23 protein-coding genes are annotated in these 20,013 nt (G+C 36.8%); 19 read left to right on the plus strand and 4 right to left on the minus strand.

Features of this window, described 5'->3' with window-relative positions:
• Positions 1–31 precede the first annotated feature (31 nt).
• The 16 genes from AT685_RS08125 to AT685_RS08200 all read left to right on the plus strand — a co-directional run bounded on the left by AT685_RS08125 (position 32) and on the right by AT685_RS08200 (position 12,699).
• The gene (locus tag AT685_RS08125; RefSeq protein WP_072152246.1) at positions 32–1,078 is read left to right on the plus strand and encodes a COX15/CtaA family protein; all 1,047 of its coding nucleotides are present in this window, start codon (positions 32–34) and stop codon (positions 1,076–1,078) included.
• A 4-nt stretch (positions 1,079–1,082) separates the two neighbouring features.
• Complete coding sequence (gene cyoE, locus AT685_RS08130) at positions 1,083–1,946, plus strand: heme o synthase (RefSeq protein WP_072152247.1); 864 nt, start codon at positions 1,083–1,085, stop codon at positions 1,944–1,946.
• A 23-nt stretch (positions 1,947–1,969) separates the two neighbouring features.
• Positions 1,970–2,617, plus strand: a complete 648-nt coding sequence (locus AT685_RS08135; RefSeq protein ID WP_081040655.1) for a cytochrome c oxidase subunit 3 — start codon at positions 1,970–1,972, stop codon at positions 2,615–2,617.
• A 25-nt stretch (positions 2,618–2,642) separates the two neighbouring features.
• Entirely contained in the window at positions 2,643–3,308 is a 666-nt protein-coding gene (locus AT685_RS08140) for a cytochrome c oxidase subunit 3 (protein WP_081040658.1), read from the plus strand.
• A gap of 25 nt (positions 3,309–3,333) precedes the next feature.
• Positions 3,334–3,645: a cytochrome C oxidase subunit IV family protein gene (locus AT685_RS08145; protein ID WP_072149524.1), complete on the plus strand. Its 312-nt coding sequence runs from the start codon at positions 3,334–3,336 to the stop codon at positions 3,643–3,645.
• 24 nt (positions 3,646–3,669) lie between these two features.
• The gene (locus AT685_RS08150) at positions 3,670–4,272 is read left to right on the plus strand and encodes an SCO family protein (protein ID WP_072152249.1); all 603 of its coding nucleotides are present in this window, start codon (positions 3,670–3,672) and stop codon (positions 4,270–4,272) included.
• A complete protein-coding gene (locus AT685_RS08155) occupies positions 4,269–4,685 on the plus strand; it encodes a DUF420 domain-containing protein (RefSeq protein ID WP_072152250.1) in 417 nt (138 codons plus the stop codon). Before AT685_RS08150 ends, AT685_RS08155 begins: the two co-directional genes overlap by 4 nt.
• Before the next feature lie 15 nt (positions 4,686–4,700).
• Positions 4,701–4,952 carry a hypothetical protein gene (locus AT685_RS08160; protein WP_072149527.1) on the plus strand — a complete coding sequence of 84 codons (252 nt, stop codon included), beginning with the start codon at positions 4,701–4,703 and terminating at the stop codon, positions 4,950–4,952.
• 143 nt (positions 4,953–5,095) lie between these two features.
• Entirely contained in the window at positions 5,096–6,505 is a 1,410-nt protein-coding gene (atpD, locus tag AT685_RS08165) for a F0F1 ATP synthase subunit beta (RefSeq protein WP_072149528.1), read from the plus strand.
• A 1-nt stretch (position 6,506) separates the two neighbouring features.
• Positions 6,507–6,866, plus strand: coding sequence for an ATP synthase F1 subunit epsilon (gene atpC / locus AT685_RS08170; protein ID WP_072149529.1), 360 nt, complete (start codon positions 6,507–6,509; stop codon positions 6,864–6,866).
• Between the two features lie 18 nt (positions 6,867–6,884).
• Positions 6,885–7,223: a 4Fe-4S binding protein gene (locus tag AT685_RS08175; RefSeq protein ID WP_072149530.1), complete on the plus strand. Its 339-nt coding sequence runs from the start codon at positions 6,885–6,887 to the stop codon at positions 7,221–7,223.
• A 10-nt stretch (positions 7,224–7,233) separates the two neighbouring features.
• Positions 7,234–7,677: an RrF2 family transcriptional regulator gene (locus tag AT685_RS08180; protein ID WP_143713192.1), complete on the plus strand. Its 444-nt coding sequence runs from the start codon at positions 7,234–7,236 to the stop codon at positions 7,675–7,677.
• Between the two features lie 115 nt (positions 7,678–7,792).
• Positions 7,793–8,353 (plus strand): QcrA and Rieske domain-containing protein, encoded by a 561-nt coding sequence (locus AT685_RS08185; RefSeq protein WP_234696273.1) that lies wholly within the window; start codon positions 7,793–7,795, stop codon positions 8,351–8,353.
• 30 nt (positions 8,354–8,383) lie between these two features.
• Complete coding sequence (locus tag AT685_RS08190) at positions 8,384–9,160, plus strand: cytochrome b N-terminal domain-containing protein (protein ID WP_072149532.1); 777 nt, start codon at positions 8,384–8,386, stop codon at positions 9,158–9,160.
• Positions 9,161–9,180: 20 nt separating this feature from the next.
• A complete protein-coding gene (locus AT685_RS08195) occupies positions 9,181–10,074 on the plus strand; it encodes a cytochrome b family protein (protein WP_081040657.1) in 894 nt (297 codons plus the stop codon).
• A gap of 24 nt (positions 10,075–10,098) precedes the next feature.
• On the plus strand, positions 10,099–12,699 hold the full coding sequence (locus AT685_RS08200) for a c-type cytochrome (RefSeq protein WP_072152252.1): 2,601 nt from the start codon (positions 10,099–10,101) through the stop codon (positions 12,697–12,699).
• A 47-nt stretch (positions 12,700–12,746) separates the two neighbouring features.
• Here AT685_RS08200 and AT685_RS08205 read toward each other — a convergent pair whose 3' ends face one another.
• The 3 genes from AT685_RS08205 to AT685_RS08215 all read right to left on the minus strand — a co-directional run bounded on the left by AT685_RS08205 (position 12,747) and on the right by AT685_RS08215 (position 15,758).
• Positions 12,747–12,971: a lysozyme family protein gene (locus AT685_RS08205; protein WP_072152253.1), complete on the minus strand. Its 225-nt coding sequence runs from the start codon at positions 12,969–12,971 to the stop codon at positions 12,747–12,749.
• 84 nt (positions 12,972–13,055) lie between these two features.
• Positions 13,056–14,195: a glycosyltransferase gene (locus tag AT685_RS08210; RefSeq protein WP_072152254.1), complete on the minus strand. Its 1,140-nt coding sequence runs from the start codon at positions 14,193–14,195 to the stop codon at positions 13,056–13,058.
• 18 nt (positions 14,196–14,213) lie between these two features.
• Entirely contained in the window at positions 14,214–15,758 is a 1,545-nt protein-coding gene (locus tag AT685_RS08215; protein ID WP_072149536.1) for an acyl-CoA carboxylase subunit beta, read from the minus strand.
• A 210-nt stretch (positions 15,759–15,968) separates the two neighbouring features.
• On the opposite strand from AT685_RS08215, the gene AT685_RS08220 reads away from it, so the two are divergent.
• Positions 15,969–16,346 carry a MerR family transcriptional regulator gene (locus tag AT685_RS08220; RefSeq protein ID WP_072152255.1) on the plus strand — a complete coding sequence of 126 codons (378 nt, stop codon included), beginning with the start codon at positions 15,969–15,971 and terminating at the stop codon, positions 16,344–16,346.
• Here AT685_RS08220 and AT685_RS08225 read toward each other — a convergent pair.
• Entirely contained in the window at positions 16,343–18,106 is a 1,764-nt protein-coding gene (locus tag AT685_RS08225; RefSeq protein WP_072152256.1) for a polymer-forming cytoskeletal protein, read from the minus strand. The genes AT685_RS08220 and AT685_RS08225 overlap by 4 nt on opposite strands.
• A gap of 176 nt (positions 18,107–18,282) precedes the next feature.
• Here AT685_RS08225 and AT685_RS08230 point away from each other — a divergent pair, with 176 nt between their 5' ends.
• Positions 18,283–19,539 (plus strand): ABC transporter permease, encoded by a 1,257-nt coding sequence (locus AT685_RS08230; protein WP_072152257.1) that lies wholly within the window; start codon positions 18,283–18,285, stop codon positions 19,537–19,539.
• Positions 19,540–19,550: 11 nt separating this feature from the next.
• On the plus strand, positions 19,551–20,013 hold a 463-nt coding region (locus AT685_RS08235), incomplete at its 3' end, for a hypothetical protein (RefSeq protein WP_143713193.1).

Raw genomic sequence — 20,013 nt, forward strand, 5'->3', positions numbered from 1 at the left:
CCCTTCTTCTAAAATAAATTAAAATTGATAGATGTATTCAAAAAATCTGCATCGTTTCGCAATATTAACGGCTATATTTGCTGTATTTCTAATTGGTGTTGGCGCTTCGGTTACAAGCACTGGTTCGGGTGATGCCGTTCCTGATTGGCCACTTTCTTATGGAACTCTTTTCCCAAGGATGGCTGGTGGGGTTCTGTACGAGCATGGACATCGCCTTGTTGCGGGAACAGTTGGAATTTTAATAACAGTCCTTATGCTTTGGTCTTTGAAAAGCAAACAACCAAAATATGTTAAAATTCTTAGCGTCGTCGCTTTTGTGTCTGTTGTACTTCAAGCAATGCTTGGTGGTTTGAGGGTGCTTGTCGTTTCGGATCCAAAAGTTCAGGACACAGTTACAGGTATATTTTCAACTGGACATGTTGAACCCGTGAGAATGGCTATAGCTATAACCCATGCAACATTAGCTGAGATTGTTCTTTGCATGACCTTTTTAATATCTCTTTTCACTTCAAAGGCTTGGAGTAATTTTAAAGTTAAAGAAGTAACTTCAAGTTTGAAAATTGCAAAGTTATATACATTGACATTTGTTTTTGCGTTTATACAGGTTTTGCTTGGGGCTCTTGTAAGGCATACACAAGCGGGAAGCGTTATCCCTGATTTTCCTCTTTCTTTCGGTAAAATTATTCCGCCATTTAATGCTCTTCCTTATGATCCGAACGCTCCTTTCCCGATAAGTTATGCCGAGCTCCAATTTAAAGTGGCAATTCACTTCGCACATAGAGTTTGGGCATTCATTGTTGCCGGGATTGGGATTTATGCTTCAGTTTTAACAATAAAAAATAAAGATAAGTTGCTTGGAAATTTTGCGAAGTTTTGGCTTGCTTTGATTGTGTTTCAAATTTTGCTTGGGGCTTTCGTTGTATGGACGAAACTTGCAGTAATAGTCACTGTCCTTCATGTTGCAACTGGTGCTACAATTCTTGGGACAACGCTTATACTTGCTGTGCTTGGATGGAAGGGAGTAAATTCCGTCGCCTTTGAACAAAGTGAATTAATTTTGTCAAAATCAGGAGTTTAAAGTTATGTTTAGAAGTTTTTCAATTTTTTTGAATGATTTTCTCCTTTTGATAAAGCATCGTTTAACATCGCTTGTCGTTTTTACGACCGCTATGGGATATTTGATAGCGAATAGAGGTGATATTGAGCTGTTTAATTTTATCATGACAATTTTGGGTGTTTTCCTTGTCGTTGGCTCTGCAAATGCGATGAATCAAGTTTTTGAGGTGAAAGTAGATGGAATGATGAAAAGGACAGCAAGTAGACCGCTCCCAAGCCGAAGGATGCAAAAGAAAACAGCGATTTTAATTTCAATTTTGATGTTGGCTTCAGGTCAATATATCCTTTATAAATTTGTCAATGGTATAAGTGGCTTGCTTGCTTTGATTGCATTTGTAATTTATGTTTTTGCATATACTCCATTAAAAAGGATAACTCCGCTTTGTACATTTGTCGGAGCAATTCCGGGGGCAATTCCACCTGTGATTGGATGGACTGCGGTTAGAGGACAAATTGAGCTTGGGGCGATTATTTTATTTGGAATTCAATTTATATGGCAATTCCCCCATTTCTGGTCAATAGCTTTGTTATGTAAATCTGATTATGAAAGAGCTGGCTTTAAGGTTTTGCCATCTTCAGATAATAGGATAACAGCGGTTAATCTTGTGATTTACACATTTATGCTTTTGCCGATGGGTTTGATGCCGACAATAGCTGGATTTGCAGGGAAATATGCTCTTGTTGTTTCTATTTTTGGCGGTGGTTTGTTCTTCCTTCAAACGCTTTCACTTTTTAAGGATAATTCAATGCGGTCAGCAAAGAAAATTATGCTTATGGCTGAAATTTATCTCCCTTTGATTCTCATATTTCTTTTAATTGATAAAATTTAAAACAAAATTCGCAAAGGCAGATTATGGTAGCTGAAAAGAAAAAAGAAGCAGGAATTTCAAATATAGATTCTGGAAGAATTTTTAACAACGGAGGTGGCGGTGGTGCCGGCGGGCATTCTTACTCATACGCTTTGCCAGTTAACCCTGCAAAGTTCGGTCTGTGGTTATTTATATCTGCGATAATTATGTTTTTTTCCGCTTTAACAAGCGCTTATATAGTAAGACATTCTGCGGGGAATTGGTTGAAATTTAATTTGCCCCCAATTTTTGTGGTTAATACTTTAATTTTGATCTTTAGTAGCGTGACAATTCAAATGAGCTATTTTCGTTTGAAGAGAAATAAACTTTCTGAATTTAAACTTTTGTTTTTGTTTTCAACTTTGCTTGGCGTTTCGTTTTTGATTGGACAATTGATTGGTTGGGAACAACTGAAAAATATGGGGATTTATGTGGGCACGAATCCATCAAGTTCATTTTTCTATCTTTTGACATGGGCTCATGCGATTCATCTTATAGGTGGGGTTGTTGCGCTTGTTTATGTTTTGATAAAAGCGCTGTTTGGGCATTATAACTCAAAAAATAGACTTGGTGTTGAACTTTGCATAACATATTGGCATTTTCTTGATATACTCTGGATTTATCTTTTTATTTTCATAAATGTCACAATTTGAAAAACAAAAGACGGGAGAAAAACAAATGACACAGGAAGTAGCGTTTGAGCAAGAAAAAATTTTAAAGTCCTCGTGGGGTGGTGGAAAATCACCTTTTGGTGTGTCAAGGGAGAAATTTACCATGTGGATTTTCATATTATCTGATGCGTTCACATTTGGAGGGCTACTTGCTGGTTATGGTTCTTTAAGGGCGAGTTTACCAAGTTGGCCAAGTAGAATTGAAGTTTTTTCATCTTTTCCATTTACAAGTGCGAAACTTCCACTTGTTTTCGTTAGCATAATGACTTTTATCTTGATATGTAGTAGCTTAACTATGGCTCTTGCTGTGGACGCAGGGAAAAGGATGGAAAGGAAAAGCGTGCTTAAATATCTTTTGCTTACGATAGGAGGTGGGTTTTTGTTCTTACTTTGTCAGGCTTATGAGTGGGGACATTTAATTCACGAGGGCGCACGGCTTACAAGCAATCCATGGGGAGTTCCTTTATTTTCAGCTTCCTTCTTTGTTATAACTGGATTTCACGGTTCGCATGTTTTAAGTGGAGTTATCGTATTAATAGTTATGGCAATAAGAGTGGCGAAAGGAATTTATGACAAGCGTGGTTCTTATGAAGGGGTTGAGGTTGCAGGGCTTTATTGGCATTTCGTTGATCTCGTTTGGGTTTTCATTTTTGCGTTTTTCTATCTTCTTTAAAAACAAATTTTTAAATTTTTGAACTATGACAGAGATGACTCACAAATCATCAAAAAAAATTTACTGGCGTGTTTGGTTTCAATTACTTGCAATTACCATTGTAGAAATAATTGTAGCTTTTCTTCCGATTTCGCATTCGCTTATGGCTTTGCTTTTTACAATAATGGCGTTGATGAAAGCGAGTTTGATCGCTGGATATTTTATGCATTTGAAGTTTGAACAACTTGGATTGGTTTATTCAATAGTTTTGCCTTTGATTTTAATTGTGGCTCTTGCAGCTGCTCTTATCCCGGATGGAAGCGTGGCTCTTTTAATGCGTCTTGGTTTGGGCTACTAATTAAAAATCAAATTAAAGTAAAAAATGCCCGGCAGAAAAGTTGTCCTTGCGATTTTAAGTCTGGCGCTTGGGGTTTTTATAGCCCTAAAGATTCAAATCTGGAAAGTTTCATCGGCTGCAAGTTTACCAGTTTACGGAGAAATTCCCGAGTTTAGCCTGATTGAACATCATGGTCAAGAAATTAACCTTGAGAAGTTGAAAGGGAATGTATGGGTTGCTGATTTTTTCTTTACGAGTTGTGCTGGGATCTGTCCAAGAATGACCGAACAAATGACAAGAGTTCAGGAGGCTTTCAAAAATAATGATAAAGTTAAAATAGTTTCCTTTACCGTTGACCCTGAAACTGATTCCGTTTGGGTTCTTTCAATGTATGCAAAAGGTTGGGGAGCGATTGACGGGAAATGGTTCTTCGTCACCGGTGATAAGAAAAAAATCTATGAACTTGCCAGAAAAGGTTTTAAACTACCTGTTGAAGAAGGAGATGGAGGTCCTGGGGATTTCATTCACTCTGATAGATTTGTTCTTATTGATACAAAGGGAAGAATCCGAGGATACTATGGTGGGACTGATCCCGAGGATGTTGATAACCTGATAAGAGATGTAAAAATAATTTTACGCGAAAGATGATAAAACTATTGCCAACTATTAATGCGATTTTCAATGGATTGAGCTTTGTGTTCCTTTTGTTTGGATTTTTGAGCATTAAAAAAAGGGATGTTCAAAGACATAAGAAATTCATGATCTCTGCTTTTATTTCTTCTACATTTTTTATTATCGGCTATCTTATCTACCATTATAATGCTGGTGTAACGCGTTTTCAGGGAGTTGGGATTTGGAGATTTATTTATTTTTCAATTTTATCGTCTCATACATTTTTTGCTATTTTTGCTCTGCCAATGGCAATCATTACATTATCTTATGCTTTACTTAAAAAATTTGATAAACATCCGAAAGTAGCACGGCTAACATTGCCCATATGGATGTATGTTTCTGTGACAGGAGTTTTGATTTACATTATGCTTTACCACATTTTCAAATAAAATCAAAGTTGGAAAATGAAAAAGTTGATTTATTTTCTTGGGTTGTTTGTCATTATAATGTTTCTTTTTTTCAGTGATGTTTATTCGCAATGTGCGATGTGTAAGCAAAATGTTACAAGTTCAGAGGAGGGGATGAAGTTTGCCAGTGGTTTAAATGATGGTATAGTTTATTTGCTTGTTGTTCCATATTTGATATTTGCTGGTTTTGCGATCGTGATTTATGTTTCAGCGAGGAGGAGAAAAACGCGAGGATTTAACTTGAATTAATTTTTGAAATACGGCTTGATTTTCGTATATTTCATCAAGTTATCTTACCTTTTTATTCCTCTCCGAGTAAATTTTTTGGAATTGCTCGGAGAGGAGATAATGCAGTTTATTAAACCGAAAGTAAAACAAATTTAACAAGGTTAATGCACGAGGGAAGAATCGTTCAAATTATCGGACCTGTTCTTGATATTGAGTTTGAAGATGGTTATTTGCCAGCTATTTTTAATGCGATTAAAATACCTCGGGTAAACATTGAAGGTAAAGAGGAAATACTTTGGGCTGAGGTTCAGCAACATCTTGGTGAAAATAGGGTTCGCGCGGTTGCACTTGATTCAACGGATGGGCTTGTCCGTGGGATGAAAGCTTATGATACGGGTGAGCCAATAAAAGTTCCAGTTGGACCAAAGGTCCTTGGGCGACTTTTAAATGTTGTAGGTGAACCAATTGATGGTCTTGGTCCTGTTGAAGCTGAAAAATATTATCCAATACATCGTGAACCCCCTGAATTTACAGAATTAAGCACAAAGAGGGAGATACTTGAGACTGGTATTAAGGTTATTGATTTGCTTGAGCCATATCCCAAAGGTGGGAAAGTTGGACTTTTTGGTGGAGCTGGGGTTGGAAAAACAGTTTTGATTATGGAAATGATTCATAACATCGCTGTTTACCATAAAGGTTATTCGGTTTTTGGGGGCGTTGGTGAAAGAACAAGAGAAGGGAATGAACTTTGGCTTGAGATGAAACAGTCTGGAGTTCTGAAGAATGCTGTTCTTGTGTTTGGTCAAATGAATGAACCGCCAGGGGCAAGGTTGAGAGTTGGGCTAAGCGCTCTTTCAATTGCTGAATATTTTAGAGACGAAGAAGGTAAAGATGTTCTTCTTTTCATAGATAACATTTTCAGATTCACGCAAGCGGGTTCTGAAGTTTCGGCATTACTTGGAAGAATGCCCTCAGCTGTTGGTTATCAACCAACGCTTGCAACTGAGATGGGAGAATTGCAAGAAAGAATTGTCTCTACGAAGCGTGGTTCAATCACATCTGTTCAAGCAATTTATGTCCCAGCTGATGACTTGACAGATCCAGCGCCTGCGACAACATTTGGTCACCTTGATGCAACAACGGTTCTTTCAAGACAGATAGCTGAACTTGGAATTTATCCTGCTGTTGATCCCCTTGATTCAACCTCACGATTGCTTGATCCAAAAGTTGTCGGTGATGAGCATTATTATGTTGCGAAAAAGGTAAAAGAAATTTTGCAAACATATAAAGATTTGCAGGATATAATCAACATCCTTGGAATTGATGAACTTTCAGAGGAAGACAAGTTAATAGTTGCGAGGGCAAGAAAAATTCAACGCTTCCTTTCACAGCCTTTCTTTGTTGCTGAAGCATTTACAGGAACGGAAGGAAGATATGTAAAACTTCAGGATACAATAGCTGGGTTTAAAGCAATAATTGAAGGTGAATGCGATGAATTGCCAGAAATGGCATTTTATATGGTTGGAACAATTGATGAAGCGTTTGATAAAGCAAAGAAAATGAAATTAGATTGAAATGGATAAACTAATTCAAGTTGAAATCTTAACCCCTGAAAATATAGTCTATCGTGGCAAGGTTAAAAGCATAACTCTTCCGGGAATTATGGGGAGTTTTCAAGTTCTTTATAATCACGCACCTTTAATAAGTTTGCTTGAGATTGGGAAAATTAAGATCATTGATGGGAACGGTAACATGCTTTATTTTGTTGTATCAGATGGATTTGCAGAAGTTAGAAATAATGTTGTAACAGTCCTCGTTGATTCAGCTGAACAGTTTGAAAAAGCACAAATAGATAAAGTTGTTAAGGAAAGAAAGAGAAAGATGATGATTTCTGGATTTGTTGCTTCTGATGTGAAAGATAGAACTTATTTTTAAAACCAATTTGCTTTGAAAATGGCACAGGTTCATATAGAAAAGCAAACTCGGAAGAAAAAGGTTAAGCTTATTGCTTTCGTTAATCCAACAGGTTGCACTGGATGCGAGGTGTGTATTGAGTTTTGTCCTGTAGATTGCATTTACAAAGTTAAAGGACCTGAGCATGTTGATGTGTTTGATGGGGTTAAATCAACGACGCTTGACATTTTAAGAGAAAATCTCGCCAATGGAATAAATCCATTTTCAAATGTAAATGGTATTGTAATAGTTGATGAAGAAATTTGCATAGGTTGTAAGCTGTGTGCCAAATATTGCCCTTGGGAAACAATAGAGATGGTTCAAAAAGATAGTGAATAATTTTGGAAGAATGATAGATATATCAAAATCCCTAGGCTACGCAATACATGCGATAATTTATATAGCCACAAGAAAGGAGAAAAAACCTGTTCGTGCGTCCGAAGTGGCGCGTGAATGTGGATTATCCGTTAGCTATATGATGAAAATACTTCAAGGATTGCGTCGTGCGGGGATAGTTGATAGTACAATTGGTATAAAAGGAGGATATATTCTCTCGCGACCGCTTGATCAGATAACGCTTTATGATCTTGTTGTTGCAATTGAGCCGTCAAGAGAAGAAATTTGTTATCTTTCTACCGCGATCGGGTGTCGTTTTAAGAAAAATTGTTTGGTACGGAGTTTATTCGCTGATGTTAATGAAAGGATAAAACTTTACTTGAAATCTGTGAATCTGCAAGAGGTAGTTGATTCAGTGGATGATAAAATTTGTCTCTTTTTTCCGCACAAGGTATAATTTTTTTATACATAAAAAGGATATTTTTTGTCCGAATTTTTGAAGCAATTAAAAACAAAGTTCAAAAATCAAGCTTATGAGCGAAATTTTGAACCAACCCCGAAGTCGAGAGGTAGTGCAAAAACCTGAAGAGAAAAAAAAGATTATACCTAAGCAAGATAAACCACTTGAAAATGATACCGGTCTTTGGAAGTTCAATCGTCGTTCATTTTTGACATTAGCTGGGTGGCTTGGATTTTTGGGGTTTATATTTACATCAATAGTTGGGGCAATAAGATATATGTTTCCGCGCGTTCTTTACGAACCACCAACGGCATTTAAAGCTGGTTATCCAGATGAATATACAGTTGGTGAGGTAAGTGAAAGATTTAAGGATTCACAGCGTGTTTGGATAGTCAGGGAAGAAGACGGATTTTATGCTCTCCTGGCTGTTTGCACTCACCTTGGTTGTACGCCCAGATGGTTGAGTGGTGAGAATAAATTTAAATGTCCTTGCCATGGTAGTGGCTTTAGAAAATCTGGAATTAATTTTGAAGGACCTGCTCCAAGACCGCTTGAAAGAGTTAAGATAACGCTTGCTGAAGATGGACAACTTTTAATTGATAAAGGCATTACATATAGATACGAAAAAGGCGAATGGGGTAAGCCTGGTTCATTTTTGCCATATAGAGGTTAACTCAATCAAAACAAAATTTGATTTCAAGTTATGCTTGCTCAGATAAAGAAAAAAATAAAAAGTTCAGAGATTTATAAATCAATCTTTCGCCATGGTTATGAGGATACCCAGAGAAATAGGGCTCTTATGGTTGTTGATAATGTTTTTCTTCACCTTCATCCAGTTAGAGTCTCAAGACATGCGGTGAATTATGGCTATACTTGGGGAATGGGCGGAATTTCGTTTCTTTTATTTATAATTCTTACGATAACTGGGGTGATTTTGATGTTTTACTATCGTCCAGCTGCTGAATATGCTTATGAGGATATGAAATATCTAATGAATGATGTTCCATTCGGGGCGTTGATAAGGAATATGCATCGCTGGTCTGCCCATTTAATGGTTATAACAGTTATGTTACATATGTTTAGAGTGTTTTTGACTGGCTCGTATAAACCACCAAGGCAGTTTAATTGGGTTATCGGGGTGATACTTTTGCTTTTGACCTTTCTTTTAAGCTTTACAGGTTATCTTTTGCCTTGGGATCAACTTGCGATATGGGCTGTAACGGTTGGAACAAATATGGCACGTGCAACGCCATTTCTCGGACATCAAGGACCTTTTGGACCTGAGCTTGGAATGAGACCTGATAATGATATTAGGTTTTTACTTCTCGGGGGGACACAGGTTGGTCCACCAGCGTTGTTAAGATTTTATGTTTTGCATTGTATATTTTTACCGCTTGTTACGGCGATCTTCCTTGCAGTTCATTTTTGGCGTGTAAGGAAAGACGGAGGTATCTCTGGTCCCGCTCCAAAAAAGATTTAAAATAAAATTTTGACTTTGACATGCATAATCTCTTGAAAATTCTTGGCAACCCAGATAATTTCCCAATAATAATTCTTCTTTTCACTGTATATGGTTTCTTCATTTACTCAATGAGGAAGGCGAAAAAAAATGATGAGCGGGGAATTCCATACGAAGCAGATGAAACAGATAAAGTTCAAGTTTGGCCTTATCTTGTTCGTATTGAGTTCATCGCAGCGATTGCTGTAATGGCTTTTGTGCTTGTTTGGTCCATTGCTTTTGATGCCCCGCTTGAGGAACCAGCAAATCCAACGCTTACCCCAAATCCATCAAAAGCACCATGGTACTTTCTCGGGCTTCAAGAAATGCTTGTTTATTTTGATCCTTGGATTGCGGGAGTTCTATTGCCGGGGCTTATTATAATTGGTTTGATGGCAATACCGTATATTGACATAAATCCTAAAGGCAACGGTTATTATACATTTAAAGAGAGAAAATGGGCGATCACGATTTTTGCATTTGGTTTCTTGGTTCTTTGGGTTCTTTTAATTTTTGTTGGGACGTTTTTCAGGGGTCCTGGTTGGAACTTCTTTTGGCCTTGGGAAGAGTGGGATCCGCATAAAGTTGTTGCAATTACAAATGTTGATTTGACTGAACTTTTTGGAATACCAACTTATAACCCCGATGGAACTTTAAATCCAGTTGCATCTATTTTAGGTGGAGTAATTGTTGTGGGTTATTACGCTATTTTGATGCCACTTGGCTGGCTTTGGCTGAAAAAGAAAATGCCTGATTTTGCTGAAAAATTTGGATTGACAAGATACATAATTACATCTTACTTGCTTTTAACGATGATTGCTTTGCCGATAAAGATGATTTTGAGATGGACTTTAAATGTTAAATATGTGTGGGTGACGCCATGGTTTAATGTTTAATTAAAAACAAAAAGTAAACTTGCCATGGTTTTAAACTGGTTAAAGAAACGCAGAGAAATACCCGTTGAACAAAGAAGATATGATAAAATTTACCTCTTTCTTGCTTTAATTCTTTTTCTTGCTACATTATGGGCTGTTTTTAATGAAGTTTCAACACGAAGACCATGGAAGGAATACCAGAGAAAATTTTATCAGTTGAAACTTGCAAAGCTTGATTCGCTCTATAGGCTTGCTGTTGCGAATTTTGACAGTGCAAAATACAAAGAGTTAACGGAAGAACTTGAAAAGGCAAAAGCTGGACTTGAATCGGAGGAATATAAAAGAGCACTTGAAGACTATAAAAAGTATGAAAGGGAACTTGCTGAATTAACACGGGAATTTCAATTTGCCAAGAGCAGGTCGGATGAGTATTATTATTTTTATCAAAGAGCGAAACTTGAAAATGCAAATGGCAGAGAAACTCAAAAGTGGTGGGAAAGAGTTCAGCGGGAAGAGAGATTAATGAGTGAATTTAATGCAAAGATAGAAGAAGTAACGAAGAAAAAAGATTCAACTTGGGCAATAGTTAAAGGGTATAGGGCAAAGGTTAGCGAACTTCAGCATGAAATTGATAAACTTTTTGAGGAAATAAATAGGATTAAAGATAGAATTCAAAAAACAAAAGAAGCGCAGGTTAAAATTGTTCAGGTAATTCTGCCCGAATTTGAGCGGACAAATTTCGGAACATTAAAATCACGCGTTGATAGATGTCAAACATGTCATTTGGGGTGGGACGATCCTCTTTTTGAAGACGCTCCTCAGCCTTTTAAAACACATCCAAATCGTGAGCTTCTTGAAAAGCATAATCCTGAAACATTTGGTTGCACACCATGCCATCGAGGTCAAGGTCCAGCTTTAACTGAAGGATATGCTCACGGTGATAAAGATAAACATTGGGAATGGCCGATTTTGAAAAAGGAATATATAGAAGCTGGGTGTAATGATTGTCATTTCAACGAGATTAATTTGAAATGGGCTCCAAAGCTTACAATGGGAAAACATATTTTAATTGAATCAGGTTGTTACGGATGTCATGGTGTTGATGGTTATAATGACTTTCCTAAGATAGCGCCAAGTTTAAATAATCTTCTTGTGAAGACAACACCTGGATGGCTCTACAGGTGGATTTTGAATCCGCGTGAGTATTTACCCCATGGAAGAATGCCAGATTTTAAATTAACTCCAGAGGAGGCTGAGGCGATAACTGCTTATCTTGTAAAAATTGGACAGGATAGCTCAAAAAATTGGCAATATCAATTTAAATATCAAGGTGGTGGAAATCCCGCCCGAGGTAAAGAACTTGTTGAAAATATCGGTTGCCTTGGTTGTCATGCAATCGGTGATAATAAGGTCGTGAGAGAAACGCGTGGATTAAATTATGACATTGCTCCTGAGTTGACAAAGATCGGTAGTAAAGTAAATCCACAATGGCTTTACGACTGGTTGAAAAATCCACGTCATTATTTGCCAAACACAAAAATGCCAAGTTTAAGGTTGACGGATCAAGAAGCAAGCGATATTGTTGCTTATTTAATGACTTTGAAGGACACGGTAGATTATGCGGGTATAAAGATAAATTATTCAGAGGCTAAAGCTGACCAGGGTTTGAAGTTGATAAAAAGTTATGGTTGTTATGGTTGTCATGAAATAAAAGGGACGGAGAGAGAAACGAAGGTAAGCGTTGATATTTCGGACTTTGCACGGAAAAACATTGAACAGCTTGACTTTGGATACAAAGAGCATCTTCCGAAGGATCGTCTTATCTGGCTTGCTGAAAAATTGCGTGATCCGCGGGGATATTCAACTGAAAGAATTAAATTGAAAATGCCACAATTTAATTTTACAGATAAAGAGATAGAAGCTTTGGTGACCTTGATAGCGAGCTTTAAGAAAAATGAAGTTGGCTCCGGGTATGTTCAAAAATTTGATAGAAAGAGAAAAGAAATTAACGAAGGAAGAAGATTAACACTTTGGTATAACTGTATCAACTGTCATCAGATTGAAGAGCAAGGTGGGTATATTCATCCAATGATTGAAGACCCCGGATTGCGTCCACCGTTGCTTACAATTGAAGGTGCAAAGGTTCAAGAACCATGGCTTTATGAATTTCTAAAAAACCCGACAACTATAAGACCATGGTTTAAATTGAGGATGCCAACATTTCAGTTGACAGATGATGAGATCACATCGCTTATAAGATATTTCCTTGGATTAAGCAATCAAGAATTTAAAGTCAGAAGCTATGATGTTCCACTTGAGAAGAAATATGTTCAAGCTGGGAAGGTTTTATTTGAGCAATTACAATGTTTGAAATGCCATACCGCTGGCAGTCAGCTTTCGGCTTCAATGCTTGCTCCAAACCTTGATCTTGCCCCAAGGAGATTAAAGCCCGAATGGGTCATTGACTGGTTAAGAGATCCACAGGCAATTCAACCTGGGACAAACATGCCGACATTTTTCTATGAAGGGACAAGCCCAGTTCCTGATGTGCTTGATGGAAATGCGAATGAGCAAATCAGAGCGTTGCGCGACTACATCTGGACTTTCGCTCGCAGGGGTGGTTCAACTTTGGTGATGCAAAGATAAAAATACATTGGGCAGGCTGAAAAGCCTGCCCGTTTTATTTTAATAAATCAATTTTCTTTTTTATTGTAAATTCGCTTCAATCTTTGTGCTGATGAGATGCTATTTGAGAATAGAGCAGCTTTAACAGCAATCGTTGTTCCACAAAGTTTAGTTTTATGCTTAAAAAGCAAGTACCCACCGCCGTATAAACCCATGTATTTTTGATATCCAACAAGTTTTACTGATTTGTCACTTAAAAAATCTTCCTTGCTTTCCCACGTGCTATTACACATTGGACATTTCTTGAACATTAAAAATGTGATTTGTTGGGTTTGAGTTGTTTCCAAGTTATATTATCGGAAGATTTTTCGGAAACTTTAACTTTTCTCAATCACTTTTAAATTTCTCAATCCTTTATATTGCCTTTCTTTCCATACAGTTTTACCACCAAAGAAAACGATAAATGGAAGAACGACGACATAAATTATGTAGTAGAGCTCAAAGAAAGGGAGGTATTTAAGCAATGAAAGTTTTTTGAGTTTTTTTAGAATTTTAAAAAGAAAAGAACCGTCAACAAGCAATTTCAAAGACAGAGCCAATAGAAGAGGAAGTGGGTTGTTTATAAAAAGAGGGGAAAGGAGCAAAAGGAGATGAAAGATATAACCACCAATCATCACACTTATTCCAAGTGGACCTGTATCAAGTCCACCAGTTCCCCATCTCTTTTTCTGATGATAGAGTTCTTTCCAAGTTTTTAAAGGCTTACTTATAACAAGTGTTTCAATATCTACTGGGAATGCGTATTTCCATTTACCGTTACTCGTTATCGCTTTAAACAAGGCAAAGTCTTCGGTTATGCTGAATTTCAAATTTTGATAACCGCCACATTCAACATATGCTTTCTTTCTAAAAGCCATATTATTTCCAATGCATGCAACGGGCTTGAAAAGTTTTCCAACCGAGGCTGCAACCCCAAGTAGAAATGCCCAATCAAGAGATTGCATCCCGTAGAAAGTTTTCCCTGATTCAATTATAGTTATTCCAGAGGCTACACCTGTTTCTTCATCAAAATATTTTAGCATTCCCTTAATCCAAGTTTTTGGCACGGCGCAATCAGCATCGGTCATAAATATGATTTCACCTCTTGCTTTGTCTATTGCTTGAGCAAGTGCATTTGCTTTCCCTTTCAAGTTATTTATATTCGCTTTAATGTTTAAAAGTTTAAGATTTGAGTTATTTTGTTGAAGGTTTCTAACGATTTCTTCAGTTCTGTCTGTTGAACCGTCATTTGCAATGATGATCTCAAGCTTATCTTTCGGATAGTCAAGTTCAAGAATTGATCTGACGCATCTTTCTATATTTTCTTCTTCGTTTCTTGCTGCGACGACCACACTTACATCCGGAAAAGTTTCGGTGTTAATTGGGTTCCTCCGTTTATCCTTATTCAGAGCGAATAAAAACAAAATTATTTCAATTGAGTAATAAATTGCAGATACAACTAAAATTAAGTCAAACATGCGACAAAAATTTTGTTTTTACAGAGGTATATTCCCATGTTTTTTCTTCGGATTTGTGTCAACTTTATTCTCAAGCATTCTAAGTGCCTTGATTATCATCTGTCTTGTTTTTCTTGGTTCTATTACATCGTCAATGTAACCTCGCTCGGCTGCGATATATGGGTGGGCAAATTTATCACGGTATTCTTGGATGAGTTTTTCTTCAAGTTCCTCTGGATTTTCGGATTTTTCAATTTCTTTTTTAAATATTATTTCAACAGCTCCTTTTGGTCCCATCACCGCAATCTCAGCAGTTGGCCAAGCATAGTTAATATCACTTCTTATGTGTTTTGAACCCATAACATCGTAGGCTCCACCATAAGCTTTTCTTGTAATTATGGTGATTTTGGGAACGGTTGCCTCACAATAAGCGTAAAGAAGTTTAGCGCCGTGTTTTATTATGCCACGCCACTCTTGATCTGTCCCGGGCATAAACCCAGGGACATCAACGAAGGTTACAATTGGGATGTTAAAAGCATCACAGAAGCGAACAAATCGTGCAGCTTTAACTGAAGCATCAATATCAAGAACGCCAGCAAGTACAGATGGTTGGTTGGCAACTATTCCGACGGGATAGCCATCAAATCGCGCAAATCCGCAGATTATATTCTGGGCAAAATATTCATGAACCTCAAGGAACTCACCATTGTCAACCACAGATAAAATGATTTCCTTCATATCATAAGGTTTATTCGGATTATCTGGAATTATTGAATCAAGCTTTGGCTCTTCACGGTTGGGATCATCGCCTGTTTCAATTCTTGGTGGATCTTCCATATTGTTTGATGGAAGGTAGCTTAAAAGTTTTCTAATATGCATAAGGCATTCAACGTCATCGTCGCATATAAAATGGGCAACTCCGCTTTTCGTTGCATGAACTGTTGCCCCGCCAAGTTCTTCAAATGTTACATCTTCATGTGTTACTGTCTTAACAACATTTGGACCAGTAACGAACATATAGCTTGTGTTTTTAACCATGAAGATAAAATCTGTAATTGCTGGGGAATAAACCGCTCCACCTGCACATGGACCCATGATCGCTGAAATTTGTGGGATAACCCCTGAAGCAAGCGTATTTCTCAAAAAGATTTCCGCGTATCCCCCTAAACTTGCAACCCCTTCTTGAATCCTTGCTCCGCCCGAATCGTTCAAACCGATAACTGGTGCCCCAACCTTCATTGCAAGGTCCATGATTTTACAAATTTTTTCAGCATGTGCTTCCGAAAGGGAACCACCGAAAACAGTGAAATCCTGACTGAACACAAAAACAAGTCTACCGTCAATTGTCCCATAACCTGTGACAACCCCATCCCCAAGTGGACGAGTTTTATCCATCCCGAAATCATATGTTCTGTGTCTGACAAACATGTCTATTTCTTGGAAACTTCCTTCATCAAGAAGTATGTCAATCCTTTCTCTCGCTGTTAATTTTCCCTTTTTGTGCTGTTCTTCAATTCTTTTTAATCCTCCACCAAGTTTTGCCTCCTGGCGGAGTTTAAGCAAATATTCAATTGTGTTCTTCATCGCTTTTTGTCTCTTTAATTTTTTGAGCCTTTCCCTTTGTATAAGGGAAAGCTTAACTAAATTTACAAATAAGCACAATTTTTTGAAAAGCAATATCCAAAATTAGATTACACTCACAGAATTAAATAAATTTTAAGGGTCGGTTAAGGTTTAATAAACCAGTTGAATTTTAAAGGGGAAATGATTAAAATAAAATAAAAAACTTGATGTATGCCAGAGTTTAAAATTAAACGTCTATATTATTCAATTGGAGAGGTAAGCAAGTTGACGGGAATTGAAAGGTATGTCTTGAGATACTGGGAAAAGGAATTTGAAAAGCTCAAGCCAGCAAAAAATAAAGGTGGAAACAGAATTTACACAAATCGCGATATTAAAATTATTTTGATGATCAAGCGTTTGCTCTACGAGGAAGGTTATACAATTGCAGGGGCAAAGAAAGTTCTTGAAAGCTATAACCCGGATGAGGACCCGACGGAGATCATAATTGAAGAGGGAAGGGTCAAGATTCCAAAAATTACCGATCCTGAACTTCGCCGCGATCTTATTCAGATCAGGGAAATTCTTGAGTTTATTCTGAACAAACTTTAAAAAGGATTTGACAATCTCACCACTATTATTGGGGGCATTTTTGCATCAGTTCTCCAGGCAAAGTAAATCCTCGTCTTCATGCTTTCTGTGCCAAATCCGAATCCAAAATCAGATTTTATCTCATTTATGTTTTTAATTTTAAACCCCGATGTGATTTTCCCCTCAGCTGTCTGCACATATCCTGCATCAAAGAAGATAAAGAAGTTAACAAAGTCAAATATATCAACAGGGTTTTTCAATATATATTCAATGTTTGCAAGCATCATCTTGTTTCCTTCAAATGATTTATACGGGAAAGCATAAAGCGTTCCAAATCCGCCAAGTTCAAATGATTTTTGTTTCGGTAAGACTTTATCCGAGCTTGCAACCCTAAACCTTAAACCAAAATTGTCGTAATTTGATAAGTTCAAGCGTGCTCTAAATTCAACACTCAATATGTTGTAGTTAAACTTTCCAAGCTCCCTCTCAAAATTGATAAACATCCCAAATCCGGATTTTTTGAATCCCTCAACAAGTTTAAACTTTCCTGTCCTATAACTTAAAGAAAGGGATTTTAAATTTCCCTCATATACAGCTGGATTATCACGAAATGGTCGTTTTTCGTTCCATTTAAAATATCGGATATATTTCGTTGTTTCGCTTCCATAGTTGGCATTTGAATAATTTATCTTAAAGTTCTGAACATCGGGTAAAAAGTCATTTTGAATGTATATGTCAAAATAAATATCAAATCCCTCATGCTTGAAATAATCCCTGTAATCGTTGTTCCAAATAAGAGCTGAAATTGTGTTTGCGTTTGGAGATATTAGCCAGTCGTCTTTTGTTCCAATAGTTGAAAAAACTCTTCCACCGAAAATAAGGAGAAAGGATTTAGATAAGCTTTCTGAAACATCTATCAATGCTCTGTCAATTCCAAATGAAAAAATCCATCTATGTAGTTTTGTTGCGTATCCACCGTAACCGTACATTGAAATGGGTCGGTAGATTATGCTTGTGTATTTTCTCGGGAACATCACACCAATTTTAAAGCCACTTACCCTCTCAAACTCAAAATAAAAATTGTCAACCCCAGGTTGTTCCTCATAAAATTGTCTATATCTTATTTCCGTTCTATGTTTTTTTCGGTTGTATGATGTTATTCTATCAATTTCAGCAAGAGGTGAAAAGTTTTCGTATCTTTGACCTGTAAACTTCGCTTTCTCGCTTATTTTAATCTCTCCATTTGTTGTATAGATATTGCCAGTAACTTCAGCACCGTTTTTGATTATCACATCACCATTTTCAACAAGTATGTTGCCGTTGACGCGACCATAAATGATAAGATCGCCATCTTCAACAACGACATCGCCTTCTATAAAGTCGTTTTCTCCAATTTCCGTATCCCCTTTGAACCTGAAGGTGGGTGAAATCGGGAAGAGTTGTTTTTCTTTCAATATCTCAAGCAATTCCTCGCTTTTCTTTTGAATTTCAATTGCCTCTTTTTGAATTTTTTGAATTTCCTCTTGAAACTTTTCAGCATCCATAAATTCTTTTTGCTTCTGTAAAAGTTCAAGTTGCTTTTTTATCCTTTCAAGTTGTCGTTGCATTTCTTTTTGTTTTTGGATTTGTTGTTCAGGTATGATTTCTTCGGATGAATAATAATTTTCAATTTTTTTGAGAATTTCATCAATTAAAGTTTCAATTTTCTTTTCTTCGGGTTCTTGTGGGAAGATGCGTTGGGTAAGCAAAATGAGCGATAAAATCGTAATGATTTTCTTCATAGGCTTTCTTGTTATTTTTTATTTCTGGGATAAATATACGAAAAGCGGGGGATAAAAGTTACTCAAGTTTAATCGGTTAATTTTAATGGTTGTATAAAAGGGAAAGTTTTGCTAACTTTTCTTTGTAAGGTTGTTGCTGAAAAATCAAGTTAAGTTAAATTTAAAAACAGAATTTTATGAGTAAAGTTTTTATCATCGCATGGTGGGAGTATATAACGAAGGTGAGGACAAAGGCATTTTTAATTTCAATTGTTTTGATGCCAATAATCATAGTTGGATTTTCAATTCTTCCGACGATTTTGGCTGAGAAAGCCGATGTGCGACAGAAATTTATCGGGGTCATAGATCAGACAAATTGGGTTTTTAATGAATTAAAAGATAAACTTGAGAGGGAATTTAAACTTCCAGACGGAAGATCAAATTATGTGCTTTTTGAAATCAAATTTGTAAATGAATACCAGAGTCTATCGCAACTTAAAGAAATTGCGAACAGAGAAGTGGTTGAGGGAAAGATTGAGGGATATTTGATCATACCGAAAAATTTCGGTGAGGATACTTTGACTTTTCAATATGTTGGACAAAATGTGGGTAATATAAGAGATATTGAAAGATTTAAGAGCATATTACAAGAAATTGTCATAGGGGCGAATCTTGAGAGGTATGGGGTTGGGAAAGACAAAGTTGAACAAATTGTAAAGTCAGTAAAATATACAACTGTTAAAATTTCAAAAAAGGGTGAGGAAGAGAAGGCTGATTTCGTTGGGATATTTTTCAGCTCTTATATCTTTATCTTTGCTTTGATGATTCTTGTAATGACGGGTGGGCAGATGTTGATAAGAAGTGTTGTTGAGGAGAAATCAAATCGTGTGATTGAAGTTCTTCTCTCCTCATGCACCGCAAATCAATTGATGGCTGGGAAGATAATTGGGCTTGGTCTTGTTGGATTAACACAGATGTTGATATGGGGGCTTGTTGCATTTTATTTCCTTTCTGGTTATGCGATAACATTGATAAATTTTGAGATATTGTTAATTTCTTTAATTTATTTCATCCTTGGTTACCTCTTTTATTCAGCTGTTTTCGTTGCAATTGGTGCGCCTGTGAATTCAGAATATGAAGCACAACAGGTGGCTGGATATGTGAGTTTAATTATGGTTTTTCCAATTGCATTTGCTTTTTTGATTATGCAAAATCCTGATTCACCTTTGATAAAAATTTTATCCTTTGTTCCTGTTTTCACTGCTCCTTTTATGGTTGCACGGATTCCAATTAAAATGCCAGCGATGTGGGAAATCATCGTAACAATGTTTTTGCTTCTTTTATCTGTCATTGGGATGATTTGGGTTTCTGGTAGAATTTTCAGGGTTGCAATTTTAAGTTATGGCAAATTCCCAAGTTTGAAAGAAATAATTTCATGGGTAAAAACAAAATAGGGAGACTTGTAATGAATGATGCTTCATTTTTAACTTTGATTTTAAGCACTGCATCAATTGCGTTTGTCCATGCGCTTGCTCCCGATCATTGGCTTCCATTTGTAATGATAGGGAAAGCTCAAAAGTGGTCAGTAAGAAAGTTGGTATTTGTAACATTTATTGGTGGAATTGGTCATGTTGGTTCTTCTATTTTGCTTGGTTTTATAGGTTTATTTATAGGAATGGAGTTGAGCAAACTTGAAGGGTTTGAGGCATTACGTGGGGAAGTGGGATTGTGGCTTTTGATTGGCTTTGGGATTGCCTATGCTCTTTGGGGATTAAAACATGCAAGACATCCACACAGGCATGAGATAGTTGATGAAAAAATTTTGAATAGAAAAACTGTCACTATTTGGACATTGTTTGCGGTTTTTGTCCTTGGTCCATGTGAGCCGTTGATACCATTGTTTTTTATATCGCTTAAGTTTAAACTTG

This window comes from Candidatus Kryptobacter tengchongensis (assembly GCF_001458555.1).
GTDB classification, from domain to species: domain Bacteria; phylum Bacteroidota; class Ignavibacteria; order Kryptoniales; family Kryptoniaceae; genus Kryptonium; species Kryptonium tengchongense.

Coding starts and splice junctions, on each gene's coding strand:
- AT685_RS08160 (WP_072149527.1), top strand. CDS start 4,701: ATGAAAAAGTTGATTTATTTTCTTGGGTTGTTTGTCATTATAATGTTT.
- AT685_RS08190 (WP_072149532.1), top strand. CDS start 8,384: ATGCTTGCTCAGATAAAGAAAAAAATAAAAAGTTCAGAGATTTATAAA.
- atpD (WP_072149528.1), top strand. CDS start 5,096: ATGCACGAGGGAAGAATCGTTCAAATTATCGGACCTGTTCTTGATATT.
- atpC (WP_072149529.1), top strand. CDS start 6,507: ATGGATAAACTAATTCAAGTTGAAATCTTAACCCCTGAAAATATAGTC.
- AT685_RS08140 (WP_081040658.1), top strand. CDS start 2,643: ATGACACAGGAAGTAGCGTTTGAGCAAGAAAAAATTTTAAAGTCCTCG.
- AT685_RS08125 (WP_072152246.1), top strand. CDS start 32: ATGTATTCAAAAAATCTGCATCGTTTCGCAATATTAACGGCTATATTT.
- AT685_RS08225 (WP_072152256.1), bottom strand. CDS start 18,106: ATGAAGAAAATCATTACGATTTTATCGCTCATTTTGCTTACCCAACGC.
- AT685_RS08150 (WP_072152249.1), top strand. CDS start 3,670: ATGCCCGGCAGAAAAGTTGTCCTTGCGATTTTAAGTCTGGCGCTTGGG.
- AT685_RS08175 (WP_072149530.1), top strand. CDS start 6,885: ATGGCACAGGTTCATATAGAAAAGCAAACTCGGAAGAAAAAGGTTAAG.
- AT685_RS08195 (WP_081040657.1), top strand. CDS start 9,181: ATGCATAATCTCTTGAAAATTCTTGGCAACCCAGATAATTTCCCAATA.
- AT685_RS08230 (WP_072152257.1), top strand. CDS start 18,283: ATGAGTAAAGTTTTTATCATCGCATGGTGGGAGTATATAACGAAGGTG.
- AT685_RS08215 (WP_072149536.1), bottom strand. CDS start 15,758: ATGAAGAACACAATTGAATATTTGCTTAAACTCCGCCAGGAGGCAAAA.
- AT685_RS08200 (WP_072152252.1), top strand. CDS start 10,099: ATGGTTTTAAACTGGTTAAAGAAACGCAGAGAAATACCCGTTGAACAA.
- AT685_RS08220 (WP_072152255.1), top strand. CDS start 15,969: ATGCCAGAGTTTAAAATTAAACGTCTATATTATTCAATTGGAGAGGTA.
- AT685_RS08205 (WP_072152253.1), bottom strand. CDS start 12,971: ATGTGTAATAGCACGTGGGAAAGCAAGGAAGATTTTTTAAGTGACAAA.
- AT685_RS08180 (WP_143713192.1), top strand. CDS start 7,234: ATGATAGATATATCAAAATCCCTAGGCTACGCAATACATGCGATAATT.
- AT685_RS08145 (WP_072149524.1), top strand. CDS start 3,334: ATGACAGAGATGACTCACAAATCATCAAAAAAAATTTACTGGCGTGTT.
- cyoE (WP_072152247.1), top strand. CDS start 1,083: ATGTTTAGAAGTTTTTCAATTTTTTTGAATGATTTTCTCCTTTTGATA.
- AT685_RS08135 (WP_081040655.1), top strand. CDS start 1,970: ATGGTAGCTGAAAAGAAAAAAGAAGCAGGAATTTCAAATATAGATTCT.
- AT685_RS08155 (WP_072152250.1), top strand. CDS start 4,269: ATGATAAAACTATTGCCAACTATTAATGCGATTTTCAATGGATTGAGC.
- AT685_RS08210 (WP_072152254.1), bottom strand. CDS start 14,195: ATGTTTGACTTAATTTTAGTTGTATCTGCAATTTATTACTCAATTGAA.